This is a genomic window from Nitrosomonas ureae, from assembly GCF_001455205.1.
Taxonomy (GTDB): Bacteria; Pseudomonadota; Gammaproteobacteria; order Burkholderiales; family Nitrosomonadaceae; genus Nitrosomonas; species Nitrosomonas ureae.
In genome coordinates this window covers 29,992-54,531 of the sequence record NZ_CP013341.1, presented here as the reverse complement: position 1 = coordinate 54,531, position 24,540 = coordinate 29,992, and the positions used below count along the sequence as shown (strand labels likewise).

Annotated in this window: 27 protein-coding genes and 1 pseudogene; 11 read left to right on the top strand and 17 right to left on the bottom strand. The window is 43.2% G+C overall.

Features of this window, described 5'->3' with window-relative positions; genetic code table 11:
- Window positions 1-765, top strand: coding sequence for a PP2C family protein-serine/threonine phosphatase (locus tag ATY38_RS00335; protein ID WP_062557534.1), 765 nt, complete (start codon window positions 1-3; stop codon window positions 763-765).
- A gap of 37 nt (window positions 766-802) precedes the next feature.
- On the opposite strand, the gene ATY38_RS00330 is transcribed toward ATY38_RS00335, so the two are convergent.
- Both ATY38_RS00330 and ATY38_RS00325 read right to left on the bottom strand, forming a co-directional pair.
- Window positions 803-1,987 (bottom strand): iron-containing alcohol dehydrogenase, encoded by a 1,185-nt coding sequence (locus ATY38_RS00330; protein WP_062557533.1) that lies wholly within the window; start codon window positions 1,985-1,987, stop codon window positions 803-805.
- A complete protein-coding gene (locus ATY38_RS00325) occupies window positions 1,980-2,291 on the bottom strand; it encodes an antibiotic biosynthesis monooxygenase (protein WP_062557532.1) in 312 nt (103 codons plus the stop codon). Before ATY38_RS00325 ends, ATY38_RS00330 begins: the two co-directional genes overlap by 8 nt.
- 538 nt (window positions 2,292-2,829) lie before the next feature.
- Here ATY38_RS00325 and ATY38_RS00320 point away from each other — a divergent pair.
- Window positions 2,830-3,777 (top strand): GGDEF domain-containing protein, encoded by a 948-nt coding sequence (locus tag ATY38_RS00320; protein WP_158441750.1) that lies wholly within the window; start codon window positions 2,830-2,832, stop codon window positions 3,775-3,777.
- A 59-nt stretch (window positions 3,778-3,836) separates the two neighbouring features.
- On the opposite strand, the gene ATY38_RS00315 is transcribed toward ATY38_RS00320, so the two are convergent.
- Window positions 3,837-4,373 (bottom strand): Slp family lipoprotein, encoded by a 537-nt coding sequence (locus tag ATY38_RS00315; RefSeq protein WP_062557530.1) that lies wholly within the window; start codon window positions 4,371-4,373, stop codon window positions 3,837-3,839.
- Window positions 4,374-4,790: 417 nt separating this feature from the next.
- On the bottom strand, window positions 4,791-5,012 hold the full coding sequence (locus ATY38_RS17160) for a DUF7220 family protein (RefSeq protein WP_074701452.1): 222 nt from the start codon (window positions 5,010-5,012) through the stop codon (window positions 4,791-4,793).
- A 665-nt stretch (window positions 5,013-5,677) separates the two neighbouring features.
- On the opposite strand from ATY38_RS17160, the gene ATY38_RS00305 reads away from it, so the two are divergent.
- The gene (locus tag ATY38_RS00305; RefSeq protein WP_062557529.1) at window positions 5,678-6,061 is read left to right on the top strand and encodes an exosortase system-associated protein, TIGR04073 family; all 384 of its coding nucleotides are present in this window, start codon (window positions 5,678-5,680) and stop codon (window positions 6,059-6,061) included.
- A gap of 72 nt (window positions 6,062-6,133) precedes the next feature.
- Here ATY38_RS00305 and ubiE read toward each other — a convergent pair whose 3' ends face one another.
- Together ubiE and ATY38_RS00295 are read right to left on the bottom strand one after the other, a co-directional pair.
- A complete protein-coding gene (gene ubiE / locus ATY38_RS00300; RefSeq protein ID WP_062557528.1) occupies window positions 6,134-6,868 on the bottom strand; it encodes a bifunctional demethylmenaquinone methyltransferase/2-methoxy-6-polyprenyl-1,4-benzoquinol methylase UbiE in 735 nt (244 codons plus the stop codon).
- A 54-nt stretch (window positions 6,869-6,922) separates the two neighbouring features.
- Complete coding sequence (locus ATY38_RS00295) at window positions 6,923-7,333, bottom strand: gamma-butyrobetaine hydroxylase family protein (protein WP_062557527.1); 411 nt, start codon at window positions 7,331-7,333, stop codon at window positions 6,923-6,925.
- An 88-nt stretch (window positions 7,334-7,421) separates the two neighbouring features.
- Here ATY38_RS00295 and phoB point away from each other — a divergent pair, with 88 nt between their 5' ends.
- Window positions 7,422-8,144 (top strand): phosphate regulon transcriptional regulator PhoB, encoded by a 723-nt coding sequence (gene phoB / locus ATY38_RS00290; protein WP_062557526.1) that lies wholly within the window; start codon window positions 7,422-7,424, stop codon window positions 8,142-8,144.
- 149 nt (window positions 8,145-8,293) lie between these two features.
- Window positions 8,294-9,601: a phosphate regulon sensor histidine kinase PhoR gene (gene phoR, locus ATY38_RS00285; protein ID WP_062557525.1), complete on the top strand. Its 1,308-nt coding sequence runs from the start codon at window positions 8,294-8,296 to the stop codon at window positions 9,599-9,601.
- Window positions 9,602-9,888: 287 nt separating this feature from the next.
- Here the strand turns inward: phoR and ATY38_RS00280 are convergent, their stop codons facing one another.
- Both ATY38_RS00280 and lgt read right to left on the bottom strand, forming a co-directional pair.
- Window positions 9,889-10,278 carry a hypothetical protein gene (locus ATY38_RS00280; RefSeq protein ID WP_062557524.1) on the bottom strand — a complete coding sequence of 130 codons (390 nt, stop codon included), beginning with the start codon at window positions 10,276-10,278 and terminating at the stop codon, window positions 9,889-9,891.
- 99 nt (window positions 10,279-10,377) lie between these two features.
- Window positions 10,378-11,220 carry a prolipoprotein diacylglyceryl transferase gene (gene lgt, locus ATY38_RS00275; RefSeq protein ID WP_062557523.1) on the bottom strand — a complete coding sequence of 281 codons (843 nt, stop codon included), beginning with the start codon at window positions 11,218-11,220 and terminating at the stop codon, window positions 10,378-10,380.
- 99 nt (window positions 11,221-11,319) lie between these two features.
- On the opposite strand from lgt, the gene ilvD reads away from it, so the two are divergent.
- The 3 genes from ilvD to ATY38_RS00260 all read left to right on the top strand — a co-directional run bounded on the left by ilvD (window position 11,320) and on the right by ATY38_RS00260 (window position 14,041).
- Complete coding sequence (gene ilvD / locus ATY38_RS00270; RefSeq protein ID WP_062557522.1) at window positions 11,320-12,993, top strand: dihydroxy-acid dehydratase; 1,674 nt, start codon at window positions 11,320-11,322, stop codon at window positions 12,991-12,993.
- 233 nt (window positions 12,994-13,226) lie between these two features.
- Complete coding sequence (locus ATY38_RS00265; RefSeq protein ID WP_062557521.1) at window positions 13,227-13,538, top strand: c-type cytochrome; 312 nt, start codon at window positions 13,227-13,229, stop codon at window positions 13,536-13,538.
- Window positions 13,539-13,624: 86 nt separating this feature from the next.
- Complete coding sequence (locus ATY38_RS00260) at window positions 13,625-14,041, top strand: OsmC family protein (protein ID WP_062557520.1); 417 nt, start codon at window positions 13,625-13,627, stop codon at window positions 14,039-14,041.
- 35 nt (window positions 14,042-14,076) lie between these two features.
- Here the strand turns inward: ATY38_RS00260 and lipA are convergent, their stop codons facing one another.
- The 8 genes from lipA to rsmI form a co-directional block, all read right to left on the bottom strand.
- Window positions 14,077-15,021, bottom strand: coding sequence for a lipoyl synthase (lipA, locus tag ATY38_RS00255; RefSeq protein ID WP_062557519.1), 945 nt, complete (start codon window positions 15,019-15,021; stop codon window positions 14,077-14,079).
- Between the two features lie 13 nt (window positions 15,022-15,034).
- Window positions 15,035-15,682 carry a lipoyl(octanoyl) transferase LipB gene (gene lipB / locus ATY38_RS00250; protein ID WP_062557518.1) on the bottom strand — a complete coding sequence of 216 codons (648 nt, stop codon included), beginning with the start codon at window positions 15,680-15,682 and terminating at the stop codon, window positions 15,035-15,037.
- Between the two features lie 6 nt (window positions 15,683-15,688).
- A complete protein-coding gene (locus tag ATY38_RS00245; protein ID WP_062557517.1) occupies window positions 15,689-15,955 on the bottom strand; it encodes an HP0495 family protein in 267 nt (88 codons plus the stop codon).
- A gap of 39 nt (window positions 15,956-15,994) precedes the next feature.
- Window positions 15,995-16,849, bottom strand: coding sequence for a D-amino acid aminotransferase (locus tag ATY38_RS00240; RefSeq protein ID WP_062557516.1), 855 nt, complete (start codon window positions 16,847-16,849; stop codon window positions 15,995-15,997).
- Window positions 16,850-16,880: 31 nt separating this feature from the next.
- Complete coding sequence (locus ATY38_RS00235; protein WP_062557515.1) at window positions 16,881-18,002, bottom strand: D-alanyl-D-alanine carboxypeptidase family protein; 1,122 nt, start codon at window positions 18,000-18,002, stop codon at window positions 16,881-16,883.
- Window positions 18,003-18,261: 259 nt separating this feature from the next.
- Window positions 18,262-18,507 (bottom strand): hypothetical protein, encoded by a 246-nt coding sequence (locus ATY38_RS00230; protein ID WP_158441749.1) that lies wholly within the window; start codon window positions 18,505-18,507, stop codon window positions 18,262-18,264.
- Between the two features lie 564 nt (window positions 18,508-19,071).
- Window positions 19,072-20,109: a dihydroorotase gene (pyrC, locus tag ATY38_RS00225; RefSeq protein WP_062557513.1), complete on the bottom strand. Its 1,038-nt coding sequence runs from the start codon at window positions 20,107-20,109 to the stop codon at window positions 19,072-19,074.
- Window positions 20,110-20,171: 62 nt separating this feature from the next.
- Entirely contained in the window at window positions 20,172-21,029 is an 858-nt protein-coding gene (gene rsmI, locus ATY38_RS00220; protein WP_062557512.1) for a 16S rRNA (cytidine(1402)-2'-O)-methyltransferase, read from the bottom strand.
- 10 nt (window positions 21,030-21,039) lie between these two features.
- On the opposite strand from rsmI, the gene ATY38_RS00215 reads away from it, so the two are divergent.
- The 3 genes from ATY38_RS00215 to ATY38_RS00205 all read left to right on the top strand — a co-directional run bounded on the left by ATY38_RS00215 (window position 21,040) and on the right by ATY38_RS00205 (window position 23,262).
- Entirely contained in the window at window positions 21,040-22,155 is a 1,116-nt protein-coding gene (locus tag ATY38_RS00215) for a penicillin-binding protein activator (RefSeq protein ID WP_062557511.1), read from the top strand.
- On the top strand, window positions 22,145-22,483 hold the full coding sequence (locus ATY38_RS00210; protein ID WP_062557510.1) for a YraN family protein: 339 nt from the start codon (window positions 22,145-22,147) through the stop codon (window positions 22,481-22,483). The genes ATY38_RS00215 and ATY38_RS00210 overlap by 11 nt, the downstream gene beginning before the upstream one ends.
- A 425-nt stretch (window positions 22,484-22,908) precedes the next feature.
- Entirely contained in the window at window positions 22,909-23,262 is a 354-nt protein-coding gene (locus ATY38_RS00205; RefSeq protein ID WP_062557509.1) for a hypothetical protein, read from the top strand.
- 102 nt (window positions 23,263-23,364) lie between these two features.
- Here ATY38_RS00205 and ATY38_RS15315 read toward each other — a convergent pair.
- Window positions 23,365-24,522, bottom strand: a pseudogene (locus ATY38_RS15315) (IS3 family transposase).
- Window positions 24,523-24,540: the final 18 nt, after the last annotated feature.

Here is a 24,540-nt window from a genome sequence, read left to right as displayed (position 1 = left end):
ATGAAAAATTTCCAGTTCGCGGCCTTCAGTCAACGTGAACGAGGTAAATCGCATAATGAAGATGCGTTGTTGCTGGATGGCCAGGTACACCAAGGCAATGTACGGGAGCATGGTGTTGTTGATGCTACAGAGGCCTGTTATTTTGCCATTGCCGACGGTGTCGCAATCGGAACGCGCCCACGTATCGCAAGCTGGTGCTTATTGGAAATTCTACATAAGCATCTTGCGGTATCAACAGCCACAGAATCGTTATCCCCACTGTTGCAGCGTGTGCAGCAAGATTACGGGGCATTGAGTGGTAATCCCAGATTTTATGGCATGGCGGCGACGCTGGTTGGGGTGCGTTTGCTTGAAAATGCGGTAACCGTTTTTAATGTCGGGGATTCACGCGCTTATCTTCTGGTGGATGGCCAGGCGCAACTGCTGAGCCGCGATCATACATTGTTAAACGATCTCATTGATGATGGTGAGATGGTTGCTGGTCAGGCTGCTGATTCGGCCAGTATCGTGCACGGCCTCACTTGCCAGTTCATTGCAGATCCCGAATGTGACGACTTTAGGGTCAATATTGCCACGCATCAATTGCAGTCTGGGGAACGCATTCTGCTGTGTAGCGACGGACTGAATGAAGCCTTGGATGATACGCGGATCGCCGCGCTTTTTACCGATGATTCCGAGCCGGAACTGGTGAATGCTTGGAAGGCCGCGCGCCGGGCAGGCGGCAGTGATGATTTTTCAGTAATCATACTGAAAGGGAGAGATTAGTCCTGTGGGATGTTTACTTGTGTTCTGGATTCTATTCTCATAAACGTTCCAGCAAAATCCGCCTGATTTCTTCATCGGTCAAAACAATAGGGTTGGTTTTCATGCTACTGCCGCGGCAGTTGGCGATGACTTTATCTAATGCGGTTTCCTGCAGTCCGTAATGCGACAGTCGCGGCAGGGTGAGTTCGTTGGTCCATTGTGCCAACAGATCAATTAATGTGTTGTACGCGGCTTGGGGATCGATGAAGCGTTTCTGGCAGAGAATTTCTGCGACATGCAGGTACTTTGCCAGTGCTTTGTTGGTGGGTTCCCGCGTCAGCAGGCTTTGAATATTGATTCGCGTGGCGGATGCAACCAGGGTGCCGCAGACGACACCGTGCGGAATCGGGTAAAACGCACCCAATGGTGAGGCCAGGCCATGCACCGAACCGAGGCCGACTTGCGCCAGCGTAATACCCGATAGCAATGCGGCATAGGCCATTTTTTCGCGATGTTGTGCAAGTTCCCCTTGCTGATGGTAAAGCGGGATCAGTGCATCGTGCATGGCTTGCAAGCCGCTGATCGACAGAGCATCGGTGAAGGCGTTGGATTTGATGGAAACATAGGATTCCAGCAGTTGTGTCAACGCATCCATGCCGTTGGCGGCGATCACACTGGGCGGGCAACTGGCGAGCAAATCCGGATCGACGATGGCGTATTCGGCGACCAGTTTGTCGTGGCGGAAGGATTTCTTGAACCCGTTTTCGCCTTGCACGCTGAGTACGGCATTTTTGGTGGCTTCGCTGCCGGTGCCAGCGGTGGTAGGGACGGCAATGAATGGAATGGTTGGGCCGTGGTACGGTAACTCCGGACCGACGCCTTCGAGATAATCCATGACAGAGCGTTGTATTTTGATCAGGCCGGCAACGGCTTTGGCAGCATCCAATGCACTGCCGCCACCGATTCCGATCACGGCATCGAAAGTTTCATTCGCAAAAGTTTTGACAAGATCATCGATCAGAGCGGGGGAGGGTTCTTCTGCAATCATGCAATGCTGCAAAGTAATCGCACGCTGTTTGAGTTGATCCAGAAAAGATTGCCCATGGCGGGTACTCAAGAACGAGCGTGCACCCGTGACAAGCAAAATATTCGGCCCATAGCCTGTAATGATATCCGGCAGTTTTTTGATAACACCCGTGCCAAATTCGATGCGTGGCAGCCGGGCGATAGAGAAATTAAGCATCGGAGTTGTTCACGATCGGATATAAACCTTGATAGACGACACCTTGGCGGGGTTCAGCCATCCAGTCCGCGACGGTATCGCGCCATGCCAGGTAATGCGCGGTTGCTTTATGGGCGGCTGCGTCCTGCTGGGTTTTATAGGCTTCGTAAAAGACAAATTTTGCTGGATCATCCGCGGATTGCAAAATATCGAAGCGCATATTACCCGGTTCAAGGATGGAATTTTCGTGATTGTATCGGCAAGCTTCCTTGAAGGCTTCCACTTTTTCCGGGTTGACTGAAACAGTGACGATGGTTACATGCATGATTTTATTCCTTTCATCAATTTTTGTCGTTTAACGGGTGGTCGAGAAATTATTTGCGTCGCCGTCGGGCGCTAAAAACGAGCTCAGAATCCTTAGTTATTTGGTATAGATTATTTTCTCCTTTGCTTATCAAATGACTGGCTGCTGAGTATCGTGTTGATTGTCAGAACTGCCCGGATAGTTAATCCTGGTATGCAAGTCTGCGGGTATTCTACTACTAATTTTGGGGGAATTTTTCAGGCATCGCGGCATCTCGGAGTTTTCAATGGCAAATCTTCGGCCTCGTGTTTAATGGGTTTGTTCGAGTGGGATTTTAGGTTCATTTTATTGATTTTGAAGTTTTCCCTACTGAGTAATATGGCTATAATCACCATATTGTCTTGCCATCAGAATCTTATATATGCTTAATAAAAAAGATGTTGCACCACCTTCCCTGCTTAATAAATTAGTATCTTTGACTACAATTCGGGACATTGAATTGTTCGAGTTCAGTTTATTGAAAACTTTGGCTGAACTTTTAAGTATTAATCAGATTTCAATGTATAAGCTTGATCAGACCAATGCTACGTGCTGGCTATCTACTTATTCGATTGATTTGATTCAGGATGATAGTAAAAGACAACTTTCAGAATCACAGGAGATTTATACCTCCGAAATAACGATTCCTGAGGAAATCAAATCCGCCCAGCTATGGATGGAGACAACCAGGAAGCCTTATATTCATTACCAGGGAGACCGGTATCTGGTGGTGTACCCCATACTGGCCGCGAACAAAATTGAGGAGATGTTGACTTTTGAGCTTCCTCATCCATTGACTGAAGGAGAAATGCTGATCATTTCCAGCTTGCTGAGTATTACGCATAATTTCCGTAGTCTGCTGGATGAAAGTCAGAAAGACAAACTAACCGGTTTATTGAATCGTCAGACTTTTGAAGTAAATATCAAGAAAATAAGCGCACTCACTGTGGGCCCTGATGTTGGCCAAGACCATGACGGTAATATATTGAACCGGAGAAGGCCAAAGGTGGAAACAGAAAAATTCTGCCTTGCTATCATTGATATAGATGATTTTAAGTCGATCAATGACCGGTTTGGCCATATCATGGGAGATGAGGTTTTACTGTTATTATCCTATGTGATGAAGCAAAATTTCCGCGCAAGGGATTTATTGTTTCGCTTTGGCGGAGAGGAGTTTGTGGTGATTTTTCGTGCACCCGATAAGGAAGAGGCCTATAAAGCACTGGAGCGTTTTCGCAATAGGATTCAGGAATATCACTTTCCGCAAATTGAGACTGTGACGATCAGCATGGGTGCAACTTTGATTAATGAATTGAATTACCTGGCTTCCGAAATTATCGGGCGCGCAGACCAAGCGCTTTATCATGCCAAACAGAACGGCAAGAATCAACTGCATTTTTACGAAAACCTTTTGGAGAATGGGTATGTTTTCGATAAAAAAGAAACCAGTACAACAGACTTCTTTTAACACTGTGACTATTGCTGATGCATAGGCGATTATTCAGTTGCGACTAAAATAATTGTGAATTACCAACGGTAATAGGGCCCATAAAACCCGCCACGGAAATAAGGATAGTAACCTGGATAGCCAAAATAAGGATAAGGTCCGTAGTATCCCCGGTAGTCATTATAATTAGGGTAGGTCGGCCAAAGATGAATTGCCGTTGCAGATAGCAATGGTACTTGAATAACTCTTTTGCCAACGGTTTGTTCAATATCCCCAGTAATTACCCCGGCAACAGTAATTTCTTTATCTTTGGCATAGACAGCCGGATCCAGAAATTCGGCGCTTTTAACTACAAAGCGGCCTGCACCTGCTTTGTGTACCTGCGGGCGGCCACTGAAATCGAGAGGGTAATATAAAACCTGTATCAGACTTGCATGCGCTTCATTTTCTACGTCAATAATCACACCTCCCCAGCGAACAGGCGCGTCTTTATAATTATTGATGTCATGGCTGATTTGTTGATAGGAAACGTTTATTGCCGGCGCATTTTCAATTGCAGAGGGTAATCCGGCGCAGGCGCTCAGTAGCAAACAAAGCAATAGTAAAAATGGTTTCATGATTCTTCTCCCACGATTTATCGGAAATTGCTCCGGTGCAATGTATTAATTCAATCGTTATACAACAAATTCAATGTGTGAGTTTGTTGGTAAGACTCTTGCTGTAAGCTTTAGTTTGAATTGTAGAATTGATCAATAGAAATATTCATACGGTTATTAATGCACTAGCTTTGGGTGGGCTTTGAGAAAGTGTCTATCTTGATTATTTACGTTTGAATTTGCCGTCAAGTGTACGCTCGAATTCATCTATTTTGTGCGGCATTGACGGTGGATAATGTCTGAAGCAATTCTAAAAATGGTAAATAGGAATCTTGGCGGGTAGATCAGATAGATACTTTTGGTTTTGCAGATTTTGATGAGAATACACTGGCGGAGATATTTTATGTCATCGATAAAATTTGTTCGTATATGACTACTCTATCTTGCGGATCGGTGATGGTAATGGTTAAAAAATCGTCTCAACAGATAACTGCGCGCTATCGAAACAGCCGTAAAAATTAATCCGATTTGAATGTTTTGGCTTACGCTGACCTCTATTTCATAAAGCGGAAATACGATCATTTGTGCGACTAAAGCTACGAAATAACCAATAGTAACATTAGCGAAAGATTCTGTAAGTGACTGTGCCCTGGTTTGCATATATTTCATGAAGATTGGGTTTTCGCCGCTCGCTATTTCTTTGTCAGCAATAGCATCGAACAAATAAATGAAACAAGGAGGCCAAGCAGTATGGGCGCCAATACTGATTCATTACCGGTTACTGCATAATATCCATATAGAATCAATGAAAGTATCAATGTGATTATCAATATTAGTTTTGTCATTTTTTAGATTTTTTTCGTAATTAAAGATCGATCTATCGATTGCGTATAAGTTAGTCAGTTTTTTCTTTAAAAACTATGTTACCTGAATGCGCCGGATTTATCGATTTTGGGCGTATCTCTCATTGACTCATTTTGCAGTTGCGTAGCAATTAGCGGTTATCAGCAATCGGGCAAAAAAGAGCGATGAAGATTGAAGATGAATAAGGATAAGATGCTCATTGGAATTAGCAGCACAAGGCTTCATGAAAGGTTCTTGAGCAGTATTATTTGCGAAATTTCTCATTGATAAACTGTGCAACCAGTAATCCCGCAACTAATGCAATTGCAGAATATAAAACAATTTCCAACATATTAGACATTTTTGAGTCTCTCCGTAGTTAATTAACCGAGTTTCAATCATACTATATTCGATATCATGCTCTGAATATTTCAATGGATTGATAATCGCTAGGTTTAAAATAACTGGAGGAGATATAAATAATGAAAATAATTAAACAATTAGTCTTGGGGATGTTGCTGTGTTTTATTTTTTCGTCGCAGGTTCAGGCCATGGAAGAAATTTCCAGCAGAGTTTATGTTAACAGGGCAGGCACGAAAATTGTAAGTGGTATTGCGAATATAGCCACCGGATGGATGGAGTTACCAAAAAATATTAATTTGTGGAGTCAGAGAGATAGCAATGCTGTCATAGGTGCTGCCGAAGGATTGTTATGGGGTGTTTTTCATACTGCAGGTCGTACTGGATCTGGTGTATTGGATTTTGCCACTTTTTGGCTTCCAACTTACCCAACCCCTGAACCATTGTTTGTTTGGGATGATTTCTCGCAAGATTCTGACTATATTGGGTGGCGTATGGCCCGGTGATAAACTGCTTTGATTTCGTGCTGCCTGTCACTCAGCTGTATATTCAAATACAAAGATGAATCGAGAAGGGGGTTAAAATTTATATCCTCGATGGAGCGCTACAATGCCTGCGGTAAGATTGAAATACTCCACGCGCTCAAAGCCAACCTGCTCCATAAGTTCTTTTAATTCATTTTGGGAAGGATGCATGCGAATGGATTCCGCCAAATATTGATAGCTTTCCGCGTCATTTGCAATCATTTTTCCCATTGCGGGTAGTAATTTGAACGAATAAGCATCGTAGGCAGGCTGAAGCAGCTTCCAAATTTTGGAAAATTCCAATACCAGAACCGTTCCGCCTGGTTTTATGACCCGTAGCATTTCTTTGAGTGCGATATCCTTATGGGTCATATTTCGCAAACCAAACGCGACACTGACGCAGTTAAAGTAATTGTCTGGAAAAGGTAATTTCTCGGCATCACATTGAGCGACCGGAGTCGGTGTACCTTCATCGATCAGGCGGTCACGTCCGATCGAAAGCATGGAATTGTTAATGTCAGTTAGCCACACCTGCCCGGATTTTCCTACTTTCTGTAAAAATAGTACGCTTAAATCTCCAGTGCCTCCGGCGATATCCAATACCTTGTCACCAGCTTTTACTCCGCTGGTTTCCATCACAAAACGTTTCCATAACCGGTGCATTCCAATTGACATGAGATCGTTCATTAAATTGTAGCGTTCCGCGACAGAATGAAAAACCTCAGCGACTTTGCCTGCCTTTTCATCTTCTGCAACAGTATTAAAACCAAAATGAGTTGTTTTAGTCATGACATTAATTTAAATAGAATTGGATGTGGCGTGTGAATAATTATTGATAATAAGTTACTTACAGGAGTGATTCGTCTTTTGAGGTTTAATTTCGAGTTCCCTGCTGGCACCGGCTGCTTCTAAGCGCCGCAAGTAACGTTGCCACATTGTATCCTGATTAAGACCAAAGTTATATAACAGATCCCATGAATAAAGCCCTGTATTATGACCATCGGTGAAATTAAGTTGTATGGCATAATTACCAACAGGATCAATTTTGCTGATACCGACCGTCTTCTTACCGGTTTGCAGTACCTCTTGCCCCGGACCATGGCCACTTACTTCGGCAGAAGGTGAATGAACGCGCAAAAATTCACATGAGAATTGAAAGGATTTGCCATCAGAAAAAGTAATATCCAGAATTCCGGATTTCTGATGCAACTTGATTTCTGTCGGATGCGGTGTGTGTTTGGTTAAACCAGCCATGTTCTTTATTTAATATGATGAATTAAGGATATGCAATGGCTCCATTGTAGCAAACTGTGCAAAAAATTATTGATGCAGGAATACAAGCATGAGCGTAAAAATACTGATTGTGGAAGACGAAGCGGCTATTCGGGAGCTGATTGCCTATAATTTGCAGCAAGCGGGATATGAAAGCATCTGTGCTGAGGATGCGGAGAAAGCAATGACAATCATCCATGATGCACTGCCGGATTTGATTTTGTTGGATTGGATGTTGCCCAATATGACCGGAATAGATTTTGCACGAATTCTACGGCGCAATGAACGCACTCGCCTCATCCCGATTATTATGCTGACAGCGCGAACCCAGGAAGCGGATAAAGTGGTCGGCCTGGAGATAGGTGCGGATGACTATGTGACAAAGCCTTTCTCACCGCGTGAATTAATTGCACGAATTAACGCGGTCTTGCGTCGATTGATCCCGGAAGCTTCTGCGCAAGCAGTTGAGATACATGGATTGCGATTGGATCCCGTCAATCATCGTGTTACTGACGGAAATAAAAAAATTGAACTGGGACCTACAGAGTATCGCTTGCTGCATTTTATGATGTTACACACCGAACGCACATATTCGCGTAGCCAATTATTGGATCGAGTATGGGGTGATCATGTATTTGTCGAAGAGCGTACTGTGGACGTGCATATTCGCCGGTTACGAAAAGCTTTGCAATGGTCGGGTAAAGACAACTGGATACAAACTGTAAGGGGTGCAGGTTATCGGTTCTCGGCAGTTGCCTTAGCTCTCCCTGATGCTTCAAATAAGGAGATCTGATAATGCTTGTGTCAGAAAGTGTTACAGTGGTAATTCTGCTCGATCAGAACGTTGATCCATGTGTATTGTGATGCTTGCTCAAGCTCGGTTAATTTTAGTAATGATTGTAAATTTTCTCGGACAATCATCTTATTGTAGGTAGTTCTTAAGTGTCTGATATCTGGCAGCGTTCATCAAATATTCTTTTTCTTGTCTTCATTACAGCGTTACTATGGATGATCTTTGGTGCTGTGAAAGCACTGATTTTTTTCAGTGTGATTATGCTCTGGATTGTGTTTCATCATATTCGTCATTTGGTCTTGTTAGAGCGCTGGCTACAGCTTTCTGATCATTCTCCAGCAAGCATCCCAGCCGGTTCCGGAGCTTGGGATGAGGTATATGCCCATTTGGCGCGCTACGTGCGTCAACATAGTCAGAGTCAGGAAATGCTTAGTATTGCCTTAAAGCGAATGCAAAGCGTTACTTCCGCTATGCCAGATGGCATTGTTATCCTCGATATGAATGATCGTATTGAATGGTGTAACCAGGTTGCGGAGCAGCATTTAGGTATCAGTCTTGCATTGGATGTCGGTCAGCAGATTACCTATTTGGTGAGGCAGATACCGTTTGTTGAATATCTGACAGCACGTCAATATAGTAGTCCATTAATTCTAAAGCAGACCCGATTGCAAGGATTGATTATCTCCTTGCAATTGGTGCCTTATGGTTATAACCAGAAGCTTCTAATCAGTCGCGATATTACGCGTTTTGAAAAAATAGAGACGATGCGGCGCGATTTTATTGCTAATGTTTCGCATGAATTGCGCACACCGCTTACCGTCATCGGTGGTTTTCTTGAAACATTATCTGCTGATGATAATGTTAGTAGCAGTTTCAATAAGCGGGCCTTGGCATTGATGACTGAGCAAACAACTCGCATGCAGCGGTTGATTGAAGATTTGTTGATTCTGTCACGTCTGGAAAATGAGCAGAATAAGGTCAACGAGAAGATAGTAAATGTAGTGAGCTTGGCGCAAGATCTCTTGCAAGATGCGGAATCTCTAAGTGCAGGGCGGCATCAAATCAAATTAAATGTTGCTTCGCAAGATCAGCTCTTGGGGAGTGAGGAAGAACTCCGTAGTGCTTTTGGTAATTTGGTCAGTAATGCGATTCGTTATACTGCGGACGGCGGGGAAATAATCATTAGCTGGGAAAAACGCCATGATCAAGGGTTGTTCTTTGTTCAAGATAGCGGGATCGGGATTGAACCAGAGCACATTCCGCGGTTGACGGAGCGTTTTTACCGTATTGATAACAGTCGTTCAAGAGAAACTGGTGGCACAGGCCTTGGACTGGCAATTGTCAAACATGTTCTGAACCGACATGAGGCGCGCCTGGAAGTTATTAGCAAAGTAGGCAAGGGTAGCCGGTTTAATATTTGGTTTCCAGCTAAGCGTTTAGTTTCTGGAAATGCGTGATCACTCGATACCTATCCGGAAAATGTGATAACTTGTATTTTATTTCCATACATTTGGTAAAAAATACCGTCTTTAGGCAGTGATCCTGATTTTAAAGGTGCTGGTTCATGTGTATTTAACCTGGTGGGGGTAGATGACTTGAGTCGTCTGTACCCAAACTGCGCTAGGCGGTAGTTCGGTTAAAATAATTGATAGAAGCGCGTTGTCGGAATAAAAAAAGCCACCGGTTACCCGGCGGCTGTCAGTTCTCTATTGGATCTTTCGCAGATCCTATGCGTTGCTACTAATTATCTGATTGCTGATGTATTTTGATCAAGATTAACCCGGGCTTTGTTGATTGATGAATTTTCATGATCCATTGTTATTTTTTTGTGTAGATCCGCATTATTAAGGCTTTCTGCCAAAACTTCCTCGTATTCGCGGATATTAGCGGTTGTATGCGATTTAAAATCCTGACCTTGTCTACCATAGTAATAAGCGTGAGCTTCGTAATCTTCGAGTGCAGCTTTGTTTTTTTGTAACTTTGCTTCGGCTTCTTTGGCAACATTTTCATAATGCTGTGTCAACGCGGCATGATCGTTGTCATCAATACCTTTTACTTCTACGGCGAATACTGATGAAGCAGCTAAGCTGAATGCCAAAACAGAGATGAATGTTAAGAATTTTTGCGCTTTCATGATCAGTTTCTCCAGTGGTAGATTGATGACTGTCATAATAGCTTCACTTGATGTAGCGAGTATATTGGGGAAACCCTGTTTTTTATCTAATGGTTTCCATTAGGTGTTATGTCTTTTATTTTTGCTATGTTTTCTTGAATTAACACGTGGTTGAACAGGGTTGGTGTGGTGTCGTGACCAAATAATGGCTGCTATTCCTGCCAGAATCATTGGAATTGATAGCCATTGCCCCATTGTGATACCTAAAGTCAGTACACCCATGAAGCCATCTTCCGGTTCACGGAAAAATTCTGCGAAGGAACGTAAAACACCGTAGCCGATCATAAAGGCACCTGTGATCGCGCCAGTTGCGCGTGGTTTGGCTGAGTAAATCCAGATGAAAATGAATAGCGCCACACCTTCGAGTGCAAATTGATATAACTGGGAAGGATGACGGGGAAAGTTGTCAACATACGGGAAAATCATACCCCATGGAACATCGGTAGGGCGTCCCCATAATTCGCCATTGATGAAATTGCCAATGCGGCCAGCGGCCAATCCGGGTGGAATCAATGGGATGACAAAGTCAGTTACCGCAAGCCATGGCAGATGATATTTGCGGGCGAGCAATATCATCGCAACAAAGACGCCCAGAAATCCACCATGAAAAGACATGCCGCCTTCCCATATGGCGAAAATATGCAGCGGATACTCTAGATAATAGCCAAACTGATAGAACAGCACATGTCCCAACCGTCCACCCACTACTACCCCCAGCATGCCGTAAAAGAGAGCATCATCAAGCATTTCATAGGTAAAAGTGGTGTGCGGGTTATGTTTGATACGATATCGCCCGAGCAGAATGAACGCCACAAAACCAAGCAGATACATCAATCCATACCAATGCACGGAAAGCGGTCCTAGCGAGATGGCCACCGGATCAATTTGCGGGTGAACGAGCATAGTTTTGGCCTTATTTACGGTAAAATATCGTCCATTATACCAATTGCGCTGGTATACAACGTGTCATAGATTGTATTTTTATCTTATTCAGGAGCAAGCATGCCAGATAATAAACGTAGCCAGGCTATTACTCAGGGTACTCAACACGCGCCTAGCCGTGCCATGTTGCGTGCAGTCGGTTTTAACGATGAGGATTTTAATAAACCGATTGTCGGAGTTGCTAATGGCTATTCAACGATTACACCGTGTAATAAGGGATTGAACGAGCTATCGTTAAAAGCTGAATCAGCATTAAGGCAAGCGGGTGCCATGCCACAGATGTTCGGCACCATTACGGTGTCAGACGGGATATCAATGGGTACGGAGGGCATGAAGTATTCTTTGGTTTCGCGAGAAGTTATTGCGGATTCGATTGAAACCTGTGTGCAGGCGGAAAGTATGGATGGTGTGATTGCTATCGGTGGTTGCGATAAAAACATGCCGGGTGCAATGATTGCGATTGCACGCATGAATGTGGCGGCAATTTTTGTTTATGGTGGCACGATCAAGCCGGGGCATTATAAAAATCAGGATCTGACTATTGTCAGCGTATTTGAAGCGGTGGGACAGCACAGCGCACATAAGATTGATGATCAGGAATTGCTGCAGATTGAGCGTAATGCTTGCCCGGGCGCAGGTTCCTGCGGTGGCATGTTTACTGCCAATACGATGTCATCCGCGTTTGAAGCGATGGGTATGAGCCTGCCATATTCTTCCACGATGTCGGCTGAAGACGATGATAAATTGATCAGCACCGGACAATCTGCCGAGGTATTGGTTAATGCTATCAAAAAGCAAATCCTGCCACGCGACATCATCACACGTAAGTCGATTGAAAATGCTGTGGCTGTAATTATGGCAGTGGGCGGATCGACCAATGCCATCCTGCATTTTCTGGCGATTGCGCATGCGGCTGAAGTCGAGTGGAGCATTGATGATTTCGAGCGGATGCGTAGTAAAGTGCCGGTACTGTGTGATCTTAAGCCATCTGGACGTTATGTGACCGCTGATTTGCATCGGGTGGGTGGAATCCCGCAAGTGATGAAAATGTTGCTGAATCACGAGCTGTTACACGGAGATTGCCTCACGATCAGTGGACAAACTATTGCGGAAGTGCTGAAAGCAATTCCGGATATACCACGTGCCGATCAGAATGTGATTCGCCAATGGGACAACCCAATGTATGCGCAAGGACATCTGGCTATTTTAAAAGGTAATTTATCCACTGAAGGGTGCGTGGCGAAAATTTCCGGAATTAAAAATCCGAACATTACCGGGCCTGCGCGTGTATTTGAATCGGAAGAAACGTGCATGGCGGCAATCCTGGCGCGCAAAATTCAACCCGGTGACGTAGTGGTCATTCGTTACGAAGGCCCTAAAGGCGGCCCGGGAATGCGTGAAATGTTGTCACCGACTTCCGCTTTGATCGGCGAAGGTTTGGGTGATTCGGTTGGACTGATTACCGATGGGCGTTTTTCCGGTGGGACATATGGCATGGTGGTGGGCCATGTGGCACCGGAAGCTTTTGTCGGTGGAACCATTGCACTGGTGCAGGAAGGGGATTCAATTACCATTGATGCCGAACGGCGATTGTTGCAATTGAACGTGCCTGATGATGTGCTTGCGCAGCGCCGTGCATCCTGGCAATCGCCGCCGCCGCGTTATGTGCGTGGAGTTCTGGCAAAATATGCAAAACTGGTATCAAGTGCCAGTGCAGGTGCAATAACGGATTGATTCCGTGCTTTATCGATATTATTTAGCTCATGCGTGTTCACTGGAACTAAATAATTTACTCCGAAGTCTCAGCAAGGCAGTATCATCAGAGCCTGCAGTTGGGGTGGTAAGTGTGTGAGGATGTAGAGCAACAGATTGAACGTTGAAAATCACAAAACTTATAGGAATTGCTGCAAGTCTGTAAAGTTCGGGTTAGAATATCAGCCCATTTATAATTTTAATAAGGAAGAGATATGAAAAAAGTATTAATTGGAGCAGTAGCTGCATCTGCCTTTTTCTTAGCCGGTGTTGCACAAGCGGATGCCGATCTGGCGAAAAACAGTGGTTGTTTGAATTGCCATAATGTTGATACTAAGTTAGTGGGCCCAAGCCTGAAAGATATTGCCGCTAAATATGCAGATCAAGCTGATGCGTCTGCGTATCTGGCAGATAAGATTGTAAAAGGAAGCAATGGAGTTTGGGGTCCGATCCCAATGCCACCGAATGCTAACGTTAGTCCGGAAAATGCTAAAGTGTTAGCTGATTTTATCCTGACACTGAAGTAATTAAGTATTCAGAATTCAGAAAAGCCGACGTCTAAAAGCGTCGGCTTTTTGTTTGCATAAAATTTTTATTATTGCGGTAGGTAAAAATGAAGACTCGTATTAAGTGGAAAGGCAACGTTAGTTTCGTGGCTGAATCCGGCAGCGGCCATTCAATATTGATGGATGGCGCACCTGAAGCAGGAGGACAGAATCAGGGACCACGTCCAATGGAAATGCTGTTAATGGGGCTAGGTGGCTGCACTACATTTGATGTGGTGCTGATTCTGAAAAAAAGCCGTCAGGATATTGCCGATTGCGAAGTGGAAATTGAAGCTGAGCGCGCACCTGTCGACCCAAAAGTATTTACTCATATTCATTTGCATTTCATTATTACAGGTCGCAATTTGAATCTACAGCAGGTAGAACGAGCGATAAATTTGTCCTCTGAGAAATATTGCTCGGCTTCGATTATGCTCAAACAAACGGTTAAGATCACGCATGATTTTGAGATTATTAATTCCTAGTTATCAATAAATTGTATGGGCATACCGCTATGCTACTAAAGTAAACCCGATTCGTGGGCTTGCTGATCGGCGTGATAGCTGGAGCGCACCATTGGTCCACAAGCGGCGTGACTAAATCCCATCGCAAGTGCGGCATGCTCGAAAGCTTTAAATGCTTCGGGTGTAACGTAACGCATGACTGGTAAATGACCGATACTGGGCTGTAAATATTGACCAATAGTCAGCATTTCCACATTGTGTCTCCGCAAATCATGCAATACTTCCATAATTTCCTCGTCTGTTTCTCCCAAGCCTAGCATCAAACCTGATTTTGTCGGGATATGAGGAAAATTATTCTTGAAATCTTTTAATAATTTCAATGAATTGTTATAGTCTGCGCCGGGCCGACACTGCTTGTATAATCTGGGTACGGTTTCGAGGTTATGGTTTAAAACATCCGGCGGACAAGCTGTGAGTTTTTCCAGAGCAATTTCAAGACGACCTCTAAAATCCGGGACCAAGGTTTCGATTTTCGTGGTTGGTGAGTGAACACGTATTTCGCGGATACAATTGACGAAGTGTTGAGCACCGCCATCGCGCAAATCGTCACGATCTACACTGGTGATCACCACATATTTCAATCGCATCGCCGCAATTGATTGTGCCAGATGTAACGGTTCTTCGGGATCCGGTGGCTTGGGTCTGCCATGAGCGACATCGCAAAAAGGACAGCGGCGTGTACATAAATCGCCCAGAATCATAAAAGTTGCTGTTCCTTTTCCAAAGCATTCACCGATATTGGGGCATGATGCTTCTTCGCAGACCGTATGAAGCTTATGTTCGCGCAATAACCGTTTAACTTCGTAATAGTTTTCGCTACTGGATGAACGAACGCGAATCCACGAAGGTTTACGCAACAGATCGTTGCGTGATTGCGGGGCTATTTTGACAGGATTGCGCGCAGTTTTGTCAGTGCCTTTTTGCCGGGTATCGGTGGTCATGATGATAAGCTGATTATCCTTTAAGAAGTTTTACTTGTAATTGATCTGCTAGCTTGTTACTTATTATTTCTAATCCATCGGGAATGCCCAGATCTTTGGTTTGTGTAACTTGTAGGCCTTGATAACCGCATGGATTAATGTAGGAGAATGGAGTCAGATCCATATCCACATTCAAAGCGATGCCGTGATAACAGAAACTTTTCTTGATTTTGAGTCCCAATGATGCAATTTTAGCGTTGTTGACGTAAACACCCGGTGCCTCGATCCGTCCTGATGCATCGATATGATAGCTCTTCAATAAATCAATTACAGCACTTTCCATGTTTCTGACCAATTCGCGTACGCCGAGTTTTAGTCGGCGTATATCCAGCAGCAAATAAGCAACAATCTGCCCCGGCCCATGATAGGTGATTTGACCGCCACGATCTGTTTTAATGACATCAATGCCATGACTGTTTAATAAATGCTCGTCCTTTCCTGCAATGCCTTGAGTAAACACGGGCGGATGCTGTAATAACCAGATTTCATCGTGGGTTTGAACAGTTCTGGCTTGGGTGAAATCCCTCATGGCCTGCCAGACAGGCAGATAATCCGATAACCCGATAGTTTTTATAATAAAGCGCTGCTGTGCATGAGTAGATAATAAATGCTGGTGTCGCATGGATAATCACAATACCACCGAGATCATGGGATGTTCTGATAACGCCTGATATAAACCATCCAGCTGGGATCGGGAAGTCGCGCGAATGGTACAGGTGAGGCTTAAATAAGTGCCATTCCTGCTGGTTTTAATCGCCGTAGTGTTAACATCGAAATCCGGGGCGTGGTATTTGACAATAGCCAGTGTTGTTTGAGTAAAATCCTGTTGTGCTTTCCCCATAATCTTGATTGGAAAATCACAAGGATATTCAATTAATGAGGCTTGTTCTGTCATAACTGCCAATCGAAGATAACTTGATTTTGAATCAATTTGTTAAACGACTTGTCCGCGCATATGAGTTGCTTTATATTCTTGATAGAGCGCATGCAACTGCCTAAACAATTCTCCTGGTTTTCCATCTCCCACGGGGTGATTATCTAATAGGGTAATCGGCATGATTTCTTTGGTCGATGATGTCAGCAGAATTTCATCAGCCATGCGCGTTTCCGTTTCAGAAATTTCCCGGATTTCATGAGGAATCTGATTGGCTGCAGCTAGTTCGAGCACCACATCATACGTGATTCCGGGTAGCATCAGATTACTTTTGGGAGGGGCAAGCAGAACTTTATCCTTTACGATGAAGATATTACTGGCGGCTCCCTCAGTCAGGAATTGGTTCCGGATCAAGATAGTTTCAAGTGCATGCCTATCTACTGCCAATTGGCGCAACAGTACGTTGGGTAACAGAGAAATGGCTTTGACGTCGCAGCGGATCCAGCGATTATCGTTAGCTGTAATAGCCGATGCACCAGTTTTGAGTAATTCTTCCGGTGGCTGCGGCAGCGGATTGCTCATAATGAAAACAGTGGGGGAAACGTTCGCGGGAAATGCATGATCGCGTTTGGCCACTCCACGGGTGATGTGCAGATAAAGATATTGATCTTCTCCGTCATTATTGGCAATGATCTGTTCTAAAATGTTTCTCCATTCATCATTACTGCATGGATTCTTCAGACGTATACCATCCAGGCTGTGTTGCAGTCGTATGAGGTGTTCGGCAAGTCTGAAAGGCTTGCGTGAATATACTGGTATGACCTCATACACACCATCTCCGAAAATAAAACCACGGTCCAACACAGGAATGAATGCCTCTTCGATAGGCATAAACTTGCCATTCAGATATATCATGCGAGATTCTTTTTGTGAGTTAAGTTGTAGATTAATTAAACAACAATTTTACACTATCCCATGCACGACCCAGGAAGCTGGCTGAATCAACCTTTTCTAGAGCTACTAAAGGGTAAATTTCGACAGTCTTATCATTGAGTGTAAATTTTACCGTGCCAACTTCCTGTCCAAGCTGAACTGGCGCAATCAGAGGTTGTTTATACTCCATGGTGGCTTTTAACTTGTCAGCCTGACCTTTGGGCAGGGTAAAAAAAACATCGCGGTCAAATCCGGCTTTCAATTCATTCTGAGTGCCTTTCCATAAATGAATGGTGGCAAGTGAATCATTTTTTTTGTATAGATGCAGCGTATCGTAAAATTGAAATCCATAATTAAGCAGGCGTTGACTTTCTATACTACGTGCGTTGGCCGATTTGGCACCAATGACCACTGAGATCAATCGTCGTTTATCCCGTATTGCCGATGTAATTAGGCAATAACCGGCAGTTTTAGTCCACCCTGTTTTCATGCCATCAACATGCGGATCGGTCCATAGCAGCCGATTCCGATTGGGTTGGGTAATATTGTTATAGGTATATTCTTTTAACGAATAAAGTGGGTAAAAATCCGGAAAATCACGAATAATAGCTGTTGCCAGTAATATTAAATCATGGGCTGTTGTGTAGTGATTAGGGTCAGGCAATCCGGTTGTATTGGTGAAATGTGTGTTCTGCATTCCTAGGCGCTTCGCTTCCTTATTCATGATAATCACGAAGTTTGCTTCCGAGCCTGCGACGGTTTCAGCCAGAGCAATGCAAGCATCATTACCGGACTGGACGATCATTCCGCGGATTAGCTCATCCACAGTAACCTGTTTATTGGGCTCGATAAACATGCGTGAACCAATCATGCGCCAAGCACTTTCGGATACTACGGCGGTTTGATCCAGCGCAAGCTGTCCCTGTTTTAATGCCGAAAATACCACATAAGCAGTCATCAATTTAGTGAGAGATGCGGGCTCTATGCGTTCATGTACGTTCTGTCCAGCCAATACTTGTCCCGTTTGATAATCTGATAGCATAAAAGCTTTAGCAGCTACAGGAATTTCTTGTTGCTGTGCAGATGCTGATGAAACAGCCAGACACGTTAGCAATAATACGAATAAAAGCTTCATATGAATCCGCAAAAAATGAATATTATATCTTGCTGCCAAAAAATCTAAAACCTTCCAGTTTAAAACACAACCAGAAGCAAGATTAAATGACAGTTTTTAGAAATTATCATGGGATACGACATTAGCAACCCGGTATCTTGAACAATCAGCGATAAAGTGAAACTGCTGGAAATTTGTCATGAACAAAGATAGCAGATTTCTCAATTATTGAAAGCGGATTTTAGGTCAAGCATATTCATACCGAAGGCATTGCCAAAATTTAATCTTTTTTATCAACGACGGTATCCGCCTCGATAGTGTCTTCCGATGAAATTATGCCTTCCATGCAGGTGTTTATGTCCACCGATAAAGTATTGGTATCCTCCGCGCATATGCCTAGGTCCGCCGATAAAGTGTTTATGTGCTCCGATGTAACCTGGATTAATGTAAATGGGCGATTGATGTCCATAACCGTAGACTGTGCTTCGATAGTATCCCAAGCCTCCATAGTAAGGGGTGGACACACATCCACTCAGAGAAAGTGTCCCAATTATTATGAGTCCAATAAGAATGCTTTTTGCGTTCATGATTTGTCTCCTGATTAAACCCAAGGCATAGATAATTCATAAGAATTTTTATATAAACTTCATCTATGTTCTTTAGTGCAATACAACAATCTATTTTGTATTTTGGTTTCAATTGTGTAAGTTGTGGGCTTAACAGGAGCTGAATGCAAATTTATTGAATGTTTCTTGATGCATTGTAATAACCGGATAAGCTTTAGCAGAAATAGAATATTATAAATATTTTCAATCGATTGTTGCTCTAATGCCGGTGTAGTAGCCTGTCATGATGATTGTCAGTACATAATTTTTTAGTTTTGACCTTAATCAGAGAGCCAATTATTACATCGAATTTTCAGGATCTGCCTTGCACTTGTTGATTGCTAACGATACATCGGGGAAGTGATTGACTAAAGAAAATAATAACTTATAGGGTTCAGTCGATTACTGTAGAAAGTAGAGAATATTGGAATTGATTTTGCAGATTATTCAGGTGTACCGTGATTGTACAAAATATCCTCTGATAACTATGACATTTTCCAAGTTAAATTCTCTCCGGCATAAAGAGGGATCAATTTTTCATTTGTAAATTCGAATTGCTCGGGAACAGTCCAGTATTCTTTTTTTAACGTGATATGGCTGGTATTGCGGGGTAATTGATAGAAATCTGCACCATAGAAACTGGCAAAAGCTTCCAATTTGTCAAGCGCACCTGCCTGTTCGAATGCTGTGGCATATAATTCAATAGCGGCATGGGCTGTGTAAATGCCAGCGCAGCCACAGGAATTTTCTTTATTGCTCTGTGAGTGCGGTGCACTGTCAGTACCCAGAAAAAATTTCGGGTTACCACTGGTCGCCGCATTCAGTAATGCTTGACGATGAATTTCGCGTTTCAAGACAGGCAAGCAAAAGTGATGAGGACGGATACCGCCTTGGAAAATCGCATTACGATTCAACAATAAGTGATGTGCTGTAATCGTGGCAGAAATAAATTTGGATGCTTCTTTTACAAACATTACTGCATCATTGGTAGTGATATGCTCAAATATGATGCGCAAGTTTGGAAAACGTCGTGTCAGCGGAGCTAGCATCCGATCGATAAAAATCTTTTCTCTATCAAATACATCTACATTGGCATCTGTTACTTCGCCATGCACCAGCAACGGCAGATTATTTTGTTCCATTGCTTCCAAAGTAGCATAGCACTTGGTAATATTGGTCACTCCGGCATCCGAATTTGTCGTTGCACCGGCCGGATACAGTTTTACTCCCTGTATCGCTTTACTCTCTGTTGCCCGGATGATTTCTGAAGGTACTGTATTATCAGTTAAATACAGCGTCATGAGCGGATCAAAGGCGCCATGCAAAGGCTCAGGTAAAGCGGCCAATATTCTTGCACGGTAAGATAAGGCCATATCGGTTGTTACAATCGGCGGTTTAAGATTAGGCATAATGATTGCGCGCGCAAATTGTTTTGCTGTATGCGGTAGTACGAAGCTTAATTGCTCGCCGTCTCGTAAATGTAAGTGCCAATCATCTGGACGGATAATAGTTATGCTGGTCAAGGGTTATCAGCCACCAAATATAAGGAATAAGGACGAATTATAGCGTAGGCACCGCCATTGTACTATTCGGGATATCGTGCATTTTTTAACTTCAGTGCCAGTTGATAGAGCGAATTTTTGTTTTCACCAGTGATCTCTGTTGCGAGCTTAACTGCTTGTTTTAACGTAAGTTCAGTGAGGAGGCATTTTAATGTGCGCTCTGCTTGTTCACTGATTTCGGATTTATCCGTAGTTCCCGCACCGGACAGCAATAAAACGAATTCACCTTTTTGCTGATCGGTGTCTTTTTGCAGCCAGGAATAAATTTCATGTAAAGTTCCCCTATGGATAGTTTCAAATAATTTAGTCAATTCCCGCGCAACAATCAGTTCCCGCTGAGGCCCAAAAACCTCCAGCATGTCGATTATGCATTCCAGAATCCGATGAGGTGCCTCATAAAATATTAATGTGCACAGCTGCGGTTTTAATTCGATTAATGCACGTTTACGTAATCCAGTTTTAGCTGGTAAGAAACCATAAAATAAGAAATGTGGATTTGTAATGCCGCTGGCTGATAGGGCGCAAACTGCTGCATTTGCACCGGGAATGGGAATAATTGAATATCCCTGCGCACGTACGTGTTGAACTAGGATTGCGCCTGGATCGGAAATACCGGGGGTGCCCGCATCTGTTACTAAAGCAACATTTTTCCCGCTATTTAATAGTGCCAAAATCTTGTTGGAAACGATAGCCTCATTGTGCTGATGGAGGCTAATAAGCTTGGTGGAAATGGCGTGCACAGCAAATAAATGTCTGGAAGCCTGTGTATGTTCTGCGGCAACCACATCTACTTTTGCCAGAATATCCAAGGCACGTAAGCTGATATCGTTTAAATTTCCTATTGGCGTGGCAACCACATATAATGTACTTTTGCTCAGCATAATCCTCATAATGCAACGTTTTCTTACCATTACCCTAGCGGTAATCCTGTTGTTAAGTTTTAACTTTTCATCAATGGCGACTGATCTTGATGAACAAGGTCGATTGGAAAGCTTACCGGAATCCGCATTAGTACCTCATATTGCGCTATTACTGCCTTTAGAGTCTGCTTCATTTGGTGAAGCTGCTAATGTTGTGAAAGAAGGTTTTGTGGCTGCTACTCAACGTGGAGAACCGCTTCCAGAGATTATTCGGTTATATTCCACTACTGACGATCCGCTCGATATTCTGATTACTTATTATCAAGCACTCAGCGCCGGCGCAATATTTATCGTCGGCCCTCTTACGCGCGATGGTGTTTCGGCTGTAGCCTCCAGTCACTTCTCGAATGTACCTACTTTAGCACTGAACACGGCAGACAGTAATGCAACCTTACCACCGAAGTTATATTTTTTTGGCTTGCAAATGGAATCCGAAGCGAATCAACTTGCCGAATTAGCACTGTCAAGCGGTAGAAATCATGCCATTATCATCGGTGATGACAGTCCCTTATCCAAAAGGCTCCAGAACGCTTTTGCACTGCGATGGCAAAATGAAATTGATAAAACCGTCGAATCATTTCTGTATGCTGATAATCCAATTATGCTGCAACAATTTCGTAATTTGACTGCCGGCAGCGGTCACTTGGTTTTTCTTGCTCTGGACGCAGTTAAGTCACGTGTGCTGCGTTCTTACCTTGATCCGGAAGTACCTGTGTATGCTACATCACAGGTTTTTTCAGGGGCAGATAATTTTTTATTCAATAATGATCTTAATGGTATTCAGTTTCTTGATATGCCTTGGCTATTGCAGCCGGATCATCCTGCTGTCATGGCTTATCGTCATATCAGCCCGGCTAGAAGTGTGGATATGGAACGCCTTTATGCACTGGGTATTGATGCTTTCCGATTGCTGGCAAATTTGATGTTGCCACAACCCATTAGCGCAATTTCTATTGATGGTGTTACCGGGCAAATTCGTTATCAATTACCTAATCAATTTGTGCGTGAACTTGTTGCAGCGCAGTTTGAAAATGGTAAAGTTCAACTCATAAAGAATGCAAAAAATATTGCAGAAGATGAATGGTAGTGAGGCTGAAAAAATCGCCTTATCATATTTACAGCGGCAGCACTTGGTTTTGGTCGAACAAAACTATCGTTGTCGTTTTGGAGAGATTGATCTGATAATGCGCGATGGAGAAACACTGGTTTTCATTGAAGTGCGTATGCGTACAAATGAAAAATATGGTGGAGCGGCAGCGAGCATTACCTCTAAGAAGCAGATAAGAATATTAAGAACCGCACGATATTATCTAACTGAATTAAAAATGGAATCACCTTGCCGATTTGATGCATTTTTATTGTCCGGTATTAATGGGCAGGAGATCGAGTGGATCAGGGATGCGTTTGGCGAATAATTTGAGCAGTGGCAATTTATTGATAAGAAAAACAATATAAAGATATGAGTTAATTCTTTGTTTATCCTATTATGAGGATAGTTAGCCCGGTTATTCTAATCTGCAGGTCATGGAAAAATGGTTTGTGTTGGTGCCATGACGAAATAAATTTTGAGCTATCTAATTTATTAATCTCTACCGGGTTTAATTCTCAGCCCCTTGAGGCGTATGCTGGTTGAAAACCAGCAGCTACCGTAAATATCCTTTCAACGAACACGACATTTTAACAAACGTTCCACTCGCAATTAACATATTCGACATATTCCTTTTATATACTATCAACTTTCGATAGTCACTTCCGTTAAGTATTTAAAAACTTCAATTCATATCCTAAGTTGATTTAATTAACTTCATTATTTTTATACCAATACTGGGTACGTTATTCAATGAATAAATATCAATTAAAAAATATTAACTCGAGAGTAAAAAAGAAATATTCTAGAATCAGAAGCTTATTTAATATCTTATGTCAGAACATAAGAGAAAAAATTAATAAAGGTATGGATAATGACATATTGCCATTAGTCATTGCACCATTAATTTTTATTAGTTTTGCTGGCTTAGAATGGTGGAGTTGGTATCTTGATGTGTCAATTCCTTCACCTATTTTATTAATAATTGTTGCAACTGGACTAGGTGCACTATGCTATATCTACGAATTATTAGAGCGCAAAGAGTCAGCAGATAAAAAAGAAAGAATTGGAGTTACTACAGACCATAAGCATCCGGAATTACATTAGAAACTGGAGTTGTCCCAATTTGACGAACATTTTTTCATGGAGTCGAGAGAGTCTCGACCTGTGAAAGCGGATTGCAGTTTATCGCGATTTGATTTTTCTCATTCAGTTTTCTCTCAAAATTGTTTGTGATAAGTATCCCAGGCCGGAATGGCTGCGAGTTGGGTTGTACAATGACTCGATCCAGGTGAATATGGCCAGCCTTGCTTCAGTTTTATTTTTCCAGGAGCGCCTATCGATCAATTCACATTCCAGGCTGGCAAAAAAGCTTTCAGCCATCGTGTTGTCGTAAGCATCACCCACACTTCCCATGGAGCGATGCACACCCATTTCCCTGCATCGCTTGCCGAACTCAACACTGGTATACGTATTCTTACTATCTGAATGAGCAATGAGCCCCTTATCCGGATGTTTACTTGCGGTTGCGCGAAATAATGCCTGCATAACCAGGCTCTTTGTCATTTTCTCATTCATGGCATAGCCCACCAGTTCGCCATTAAATAGATCTTTTATTCCAGCAAAGTACAACCAGCCCTCATCTGTAGGAATATAAGTGATGTCACTGACCCACACTTTACCAGGTGCATTAACAGAAAATTCCCGGTCAGAATATTGGGCGCAACCGGTAAATTATGTTTAGAATCGGTCGTCACCTTGAATTTTAGCTTTTGCTTACAACGCAAACCCAATTTCCTGCGCAATGTTCGAACGCGGTATGGTGTGGCTTGTACTCCATGATCCGCCAAATCATGATGCAAGCGCTTTGCACTGTAGGTCTCTCGTGTACGTTGGTGTGCGGCCAGTATTTCTATTTCCAATCTTGCATTCTCACGTTCACGATCACATGGTGGGCGTGCTTTTCTTGCATGAAAGCCGCTCTCGGAAACATCAAGTATCCGACACATGAGCGCAATCGGATATCTTTGTCGCATCGATTCAATCAGACCCTCTTTCACCGCCAAATGTAACAATTAAGCTTCGCAAAATACGTCGCACATTTTTTATAAAATCACGCTCCATCTTGACTTCCGCTAACTCCCGTTTGACTCTGGATAGCCCTGTTCAAGTTCGATCAGCAGCTTCTGATGCTTGCCTACTTGTAGTGAGTTCTCCTCGTTTGCCAGCATAAACCCAGTTTTTTAGTGCCCCCTGGGGTAACGACAGCCGTTTTGCTGCTTCAACCAGAGTCAATCCGATTTCTTTAAAAAACTTAACTGATTGCTCCCGAAATTCCTGACTATATTGGGTACGCGATAATTCCATCTTCATCTTCCATTTCAT

Excerpts from the sequence above, each read along its gene's own strand:
- ATY38_RS00330 (WP_062557533.1), bottom strand. The coding sequence starts at position 1,987 with ATGCTTAATTTCTCTATCGCCCGGCTGCCACGCATCGAATTTGGCACG.
- ATY38_RS00325 (WP_062557532.1), bottom strand. The coding sequence starts at position 2,291 with ATGCATGTAACCATCGTCACTGTTTCAGTCAACCCGGAAAAAGTGGAA.
- ubiE (WP_062557528.1), bottom strand. The coding sequence starts at position 6,868 with ATGACTAAAACAACTCATTTTGGTTTTAATACTGTTGCAGAAGATGAA.
- ATY38_RS00210 (WP_062557510.1), top strand. The coding sequence starts at position 22,145 with ATGAATGGTAGTGAGGCTGAAAAAATCGCCTTATCATATTTACAGCGG.
- ilvD (WP_062557522.1), top strand. The coding sequence starts at position 11,320 with ATGCCAGATAATAAACGTAGCCAGGCTATTACTCAGGGTACTCAACAC.
- ATY38_RS00280 (WP_062557524.1), bottom strand. The coding sequence starts at position 10,278 with ATGAAAGCGCAAAAATTCTTAACATTCATCTCTGTTTTGGCATTCAGC.
- ATY38_RS00205 (WP_062557509.1), top strand. The coding sequence starts at position 22,909 with ATGAATAAATATCAATTAAAAAATATTAACTCGAGAGTAAAAAAGAAA.
- ATY38_RS00245 (WP_062557517.1), bottom strand. The coding sequence starts at position 15,955 with ATGACAGAACAAGCCTCATTAATTGAATATCCTTGTGATTTTCCAATC.
- ATY38_RS00215 (WP_062557511.1), top strand. The coding sequence starts at position 21,040 with ATGCAACGTTTTCTTACCATTACCCTAGCGGTAATCCTGTTGTTAAGT.
- ATY38_RS00305 (WP_062557529.1), top strand. The coding sequence starts at position 5,678 with ATGAAAATAATTAAACAATTAGTCTTGGGGATGTTGCTGTGTTTTATT.
- lgt (WP_062557523.1), bottom strand. The coding sequence starts at position 11,220 with ATGCTCGTTCACCCGCAAATTGATCCGGTGGCCATCTCGCTAGGACCG.
- ATY38_RS00260 (WP_062557520.1), top strand. The coding sequence starts at position 13,625 with ATGAAGACTCGTATTAAGTGGAAAGGCAACGTTAGTTTCGTGGCTGAA.
- ATY38_RS00295 (WP_062557527.1), bottom strand. The coding sequence starts at position 7,333 with ATGGCTGGTTTAACCAAACACACACCGCATCCGACAGAAATCAAGTTG.
- lipB (WP_062557518.1), bottom strand. The coding sequence starts at position 15,682 with ATGCGACACCAGCATTTATTATCTACTCATGCACAGCAGCGCTTTATT.
- ATY38_RS00265 (WP_062557521.1), top strand. The coding sequence starts at position 13,227 with ATGAAAAAAGTATTAATTGGAGCAGTAGCTGCATCTGCCTTTTTCTTA.
- phoB (WP_062557526.1), top strand. The coding sequence starts at position 7,422 with ATGAGCGTAAAAATACTGATTGTGGAAGACGAAGCGGCTATTCGGGAG.
- ATY38_RS00315 (WP_062557530.1), bottom strand. The coding sequence starts at position 4,373 with ATGAAACCATTTTTACTATTGCTTTGTTTGCTACTGAGCGCCTGCGCC.
- ATY38_RS17160 (WP_074701452.1), bottom strand. The coding sequence starts at position 5,012 with ATGCAAACCAGGGCACAGTCACTTACAGAATCTTTCGCTAATGTTACT.
- rsmI (WP_062557512.1), bottom strand. The coding sequence starts at position 21,029 with ATGCTGAGCAAAAGTACATTATATGTGGTTGCCACGCCAATAGGAAAT.
- lipA (WP_062557519.1), bottom strand. The coding sequence starts at position 15,021 with ATGACCACCGATACCCGGCAAAAAGGCACTGACAAAACTGCGCGCAAT.
- ATY38_RS00320 (WP_158441750.1), top strand. The coding sequence starts at position 2,830 with ATGTATAAGCTTGATCAGACCAATGCTACGTGCTGGCTATCTACTTAT.
- ATY38_RS00335 (WP_062557534.1), top strand. The coding sequence starts at position 1 with ATGAAAAATTTCCAGTTCGCGGCCTTCAGTCAACGTGAACGAGGTAAA.
- ATY38_RS00235 (WP_062557515.1), bottom strand. The coding sequence starts at position 18,002 with ATGAAGCTTTTATTCGTATTATTGCTAACGTGTCTGGCTGTTTCATCA.
- ATY38_RS00240 (WP_062557516.1), bottom strand. The coding sequence starts at position 16,849 with ATGATATATCTGAATGGCAAGTTTATGCCTATCGAAGAGGCATTCATT.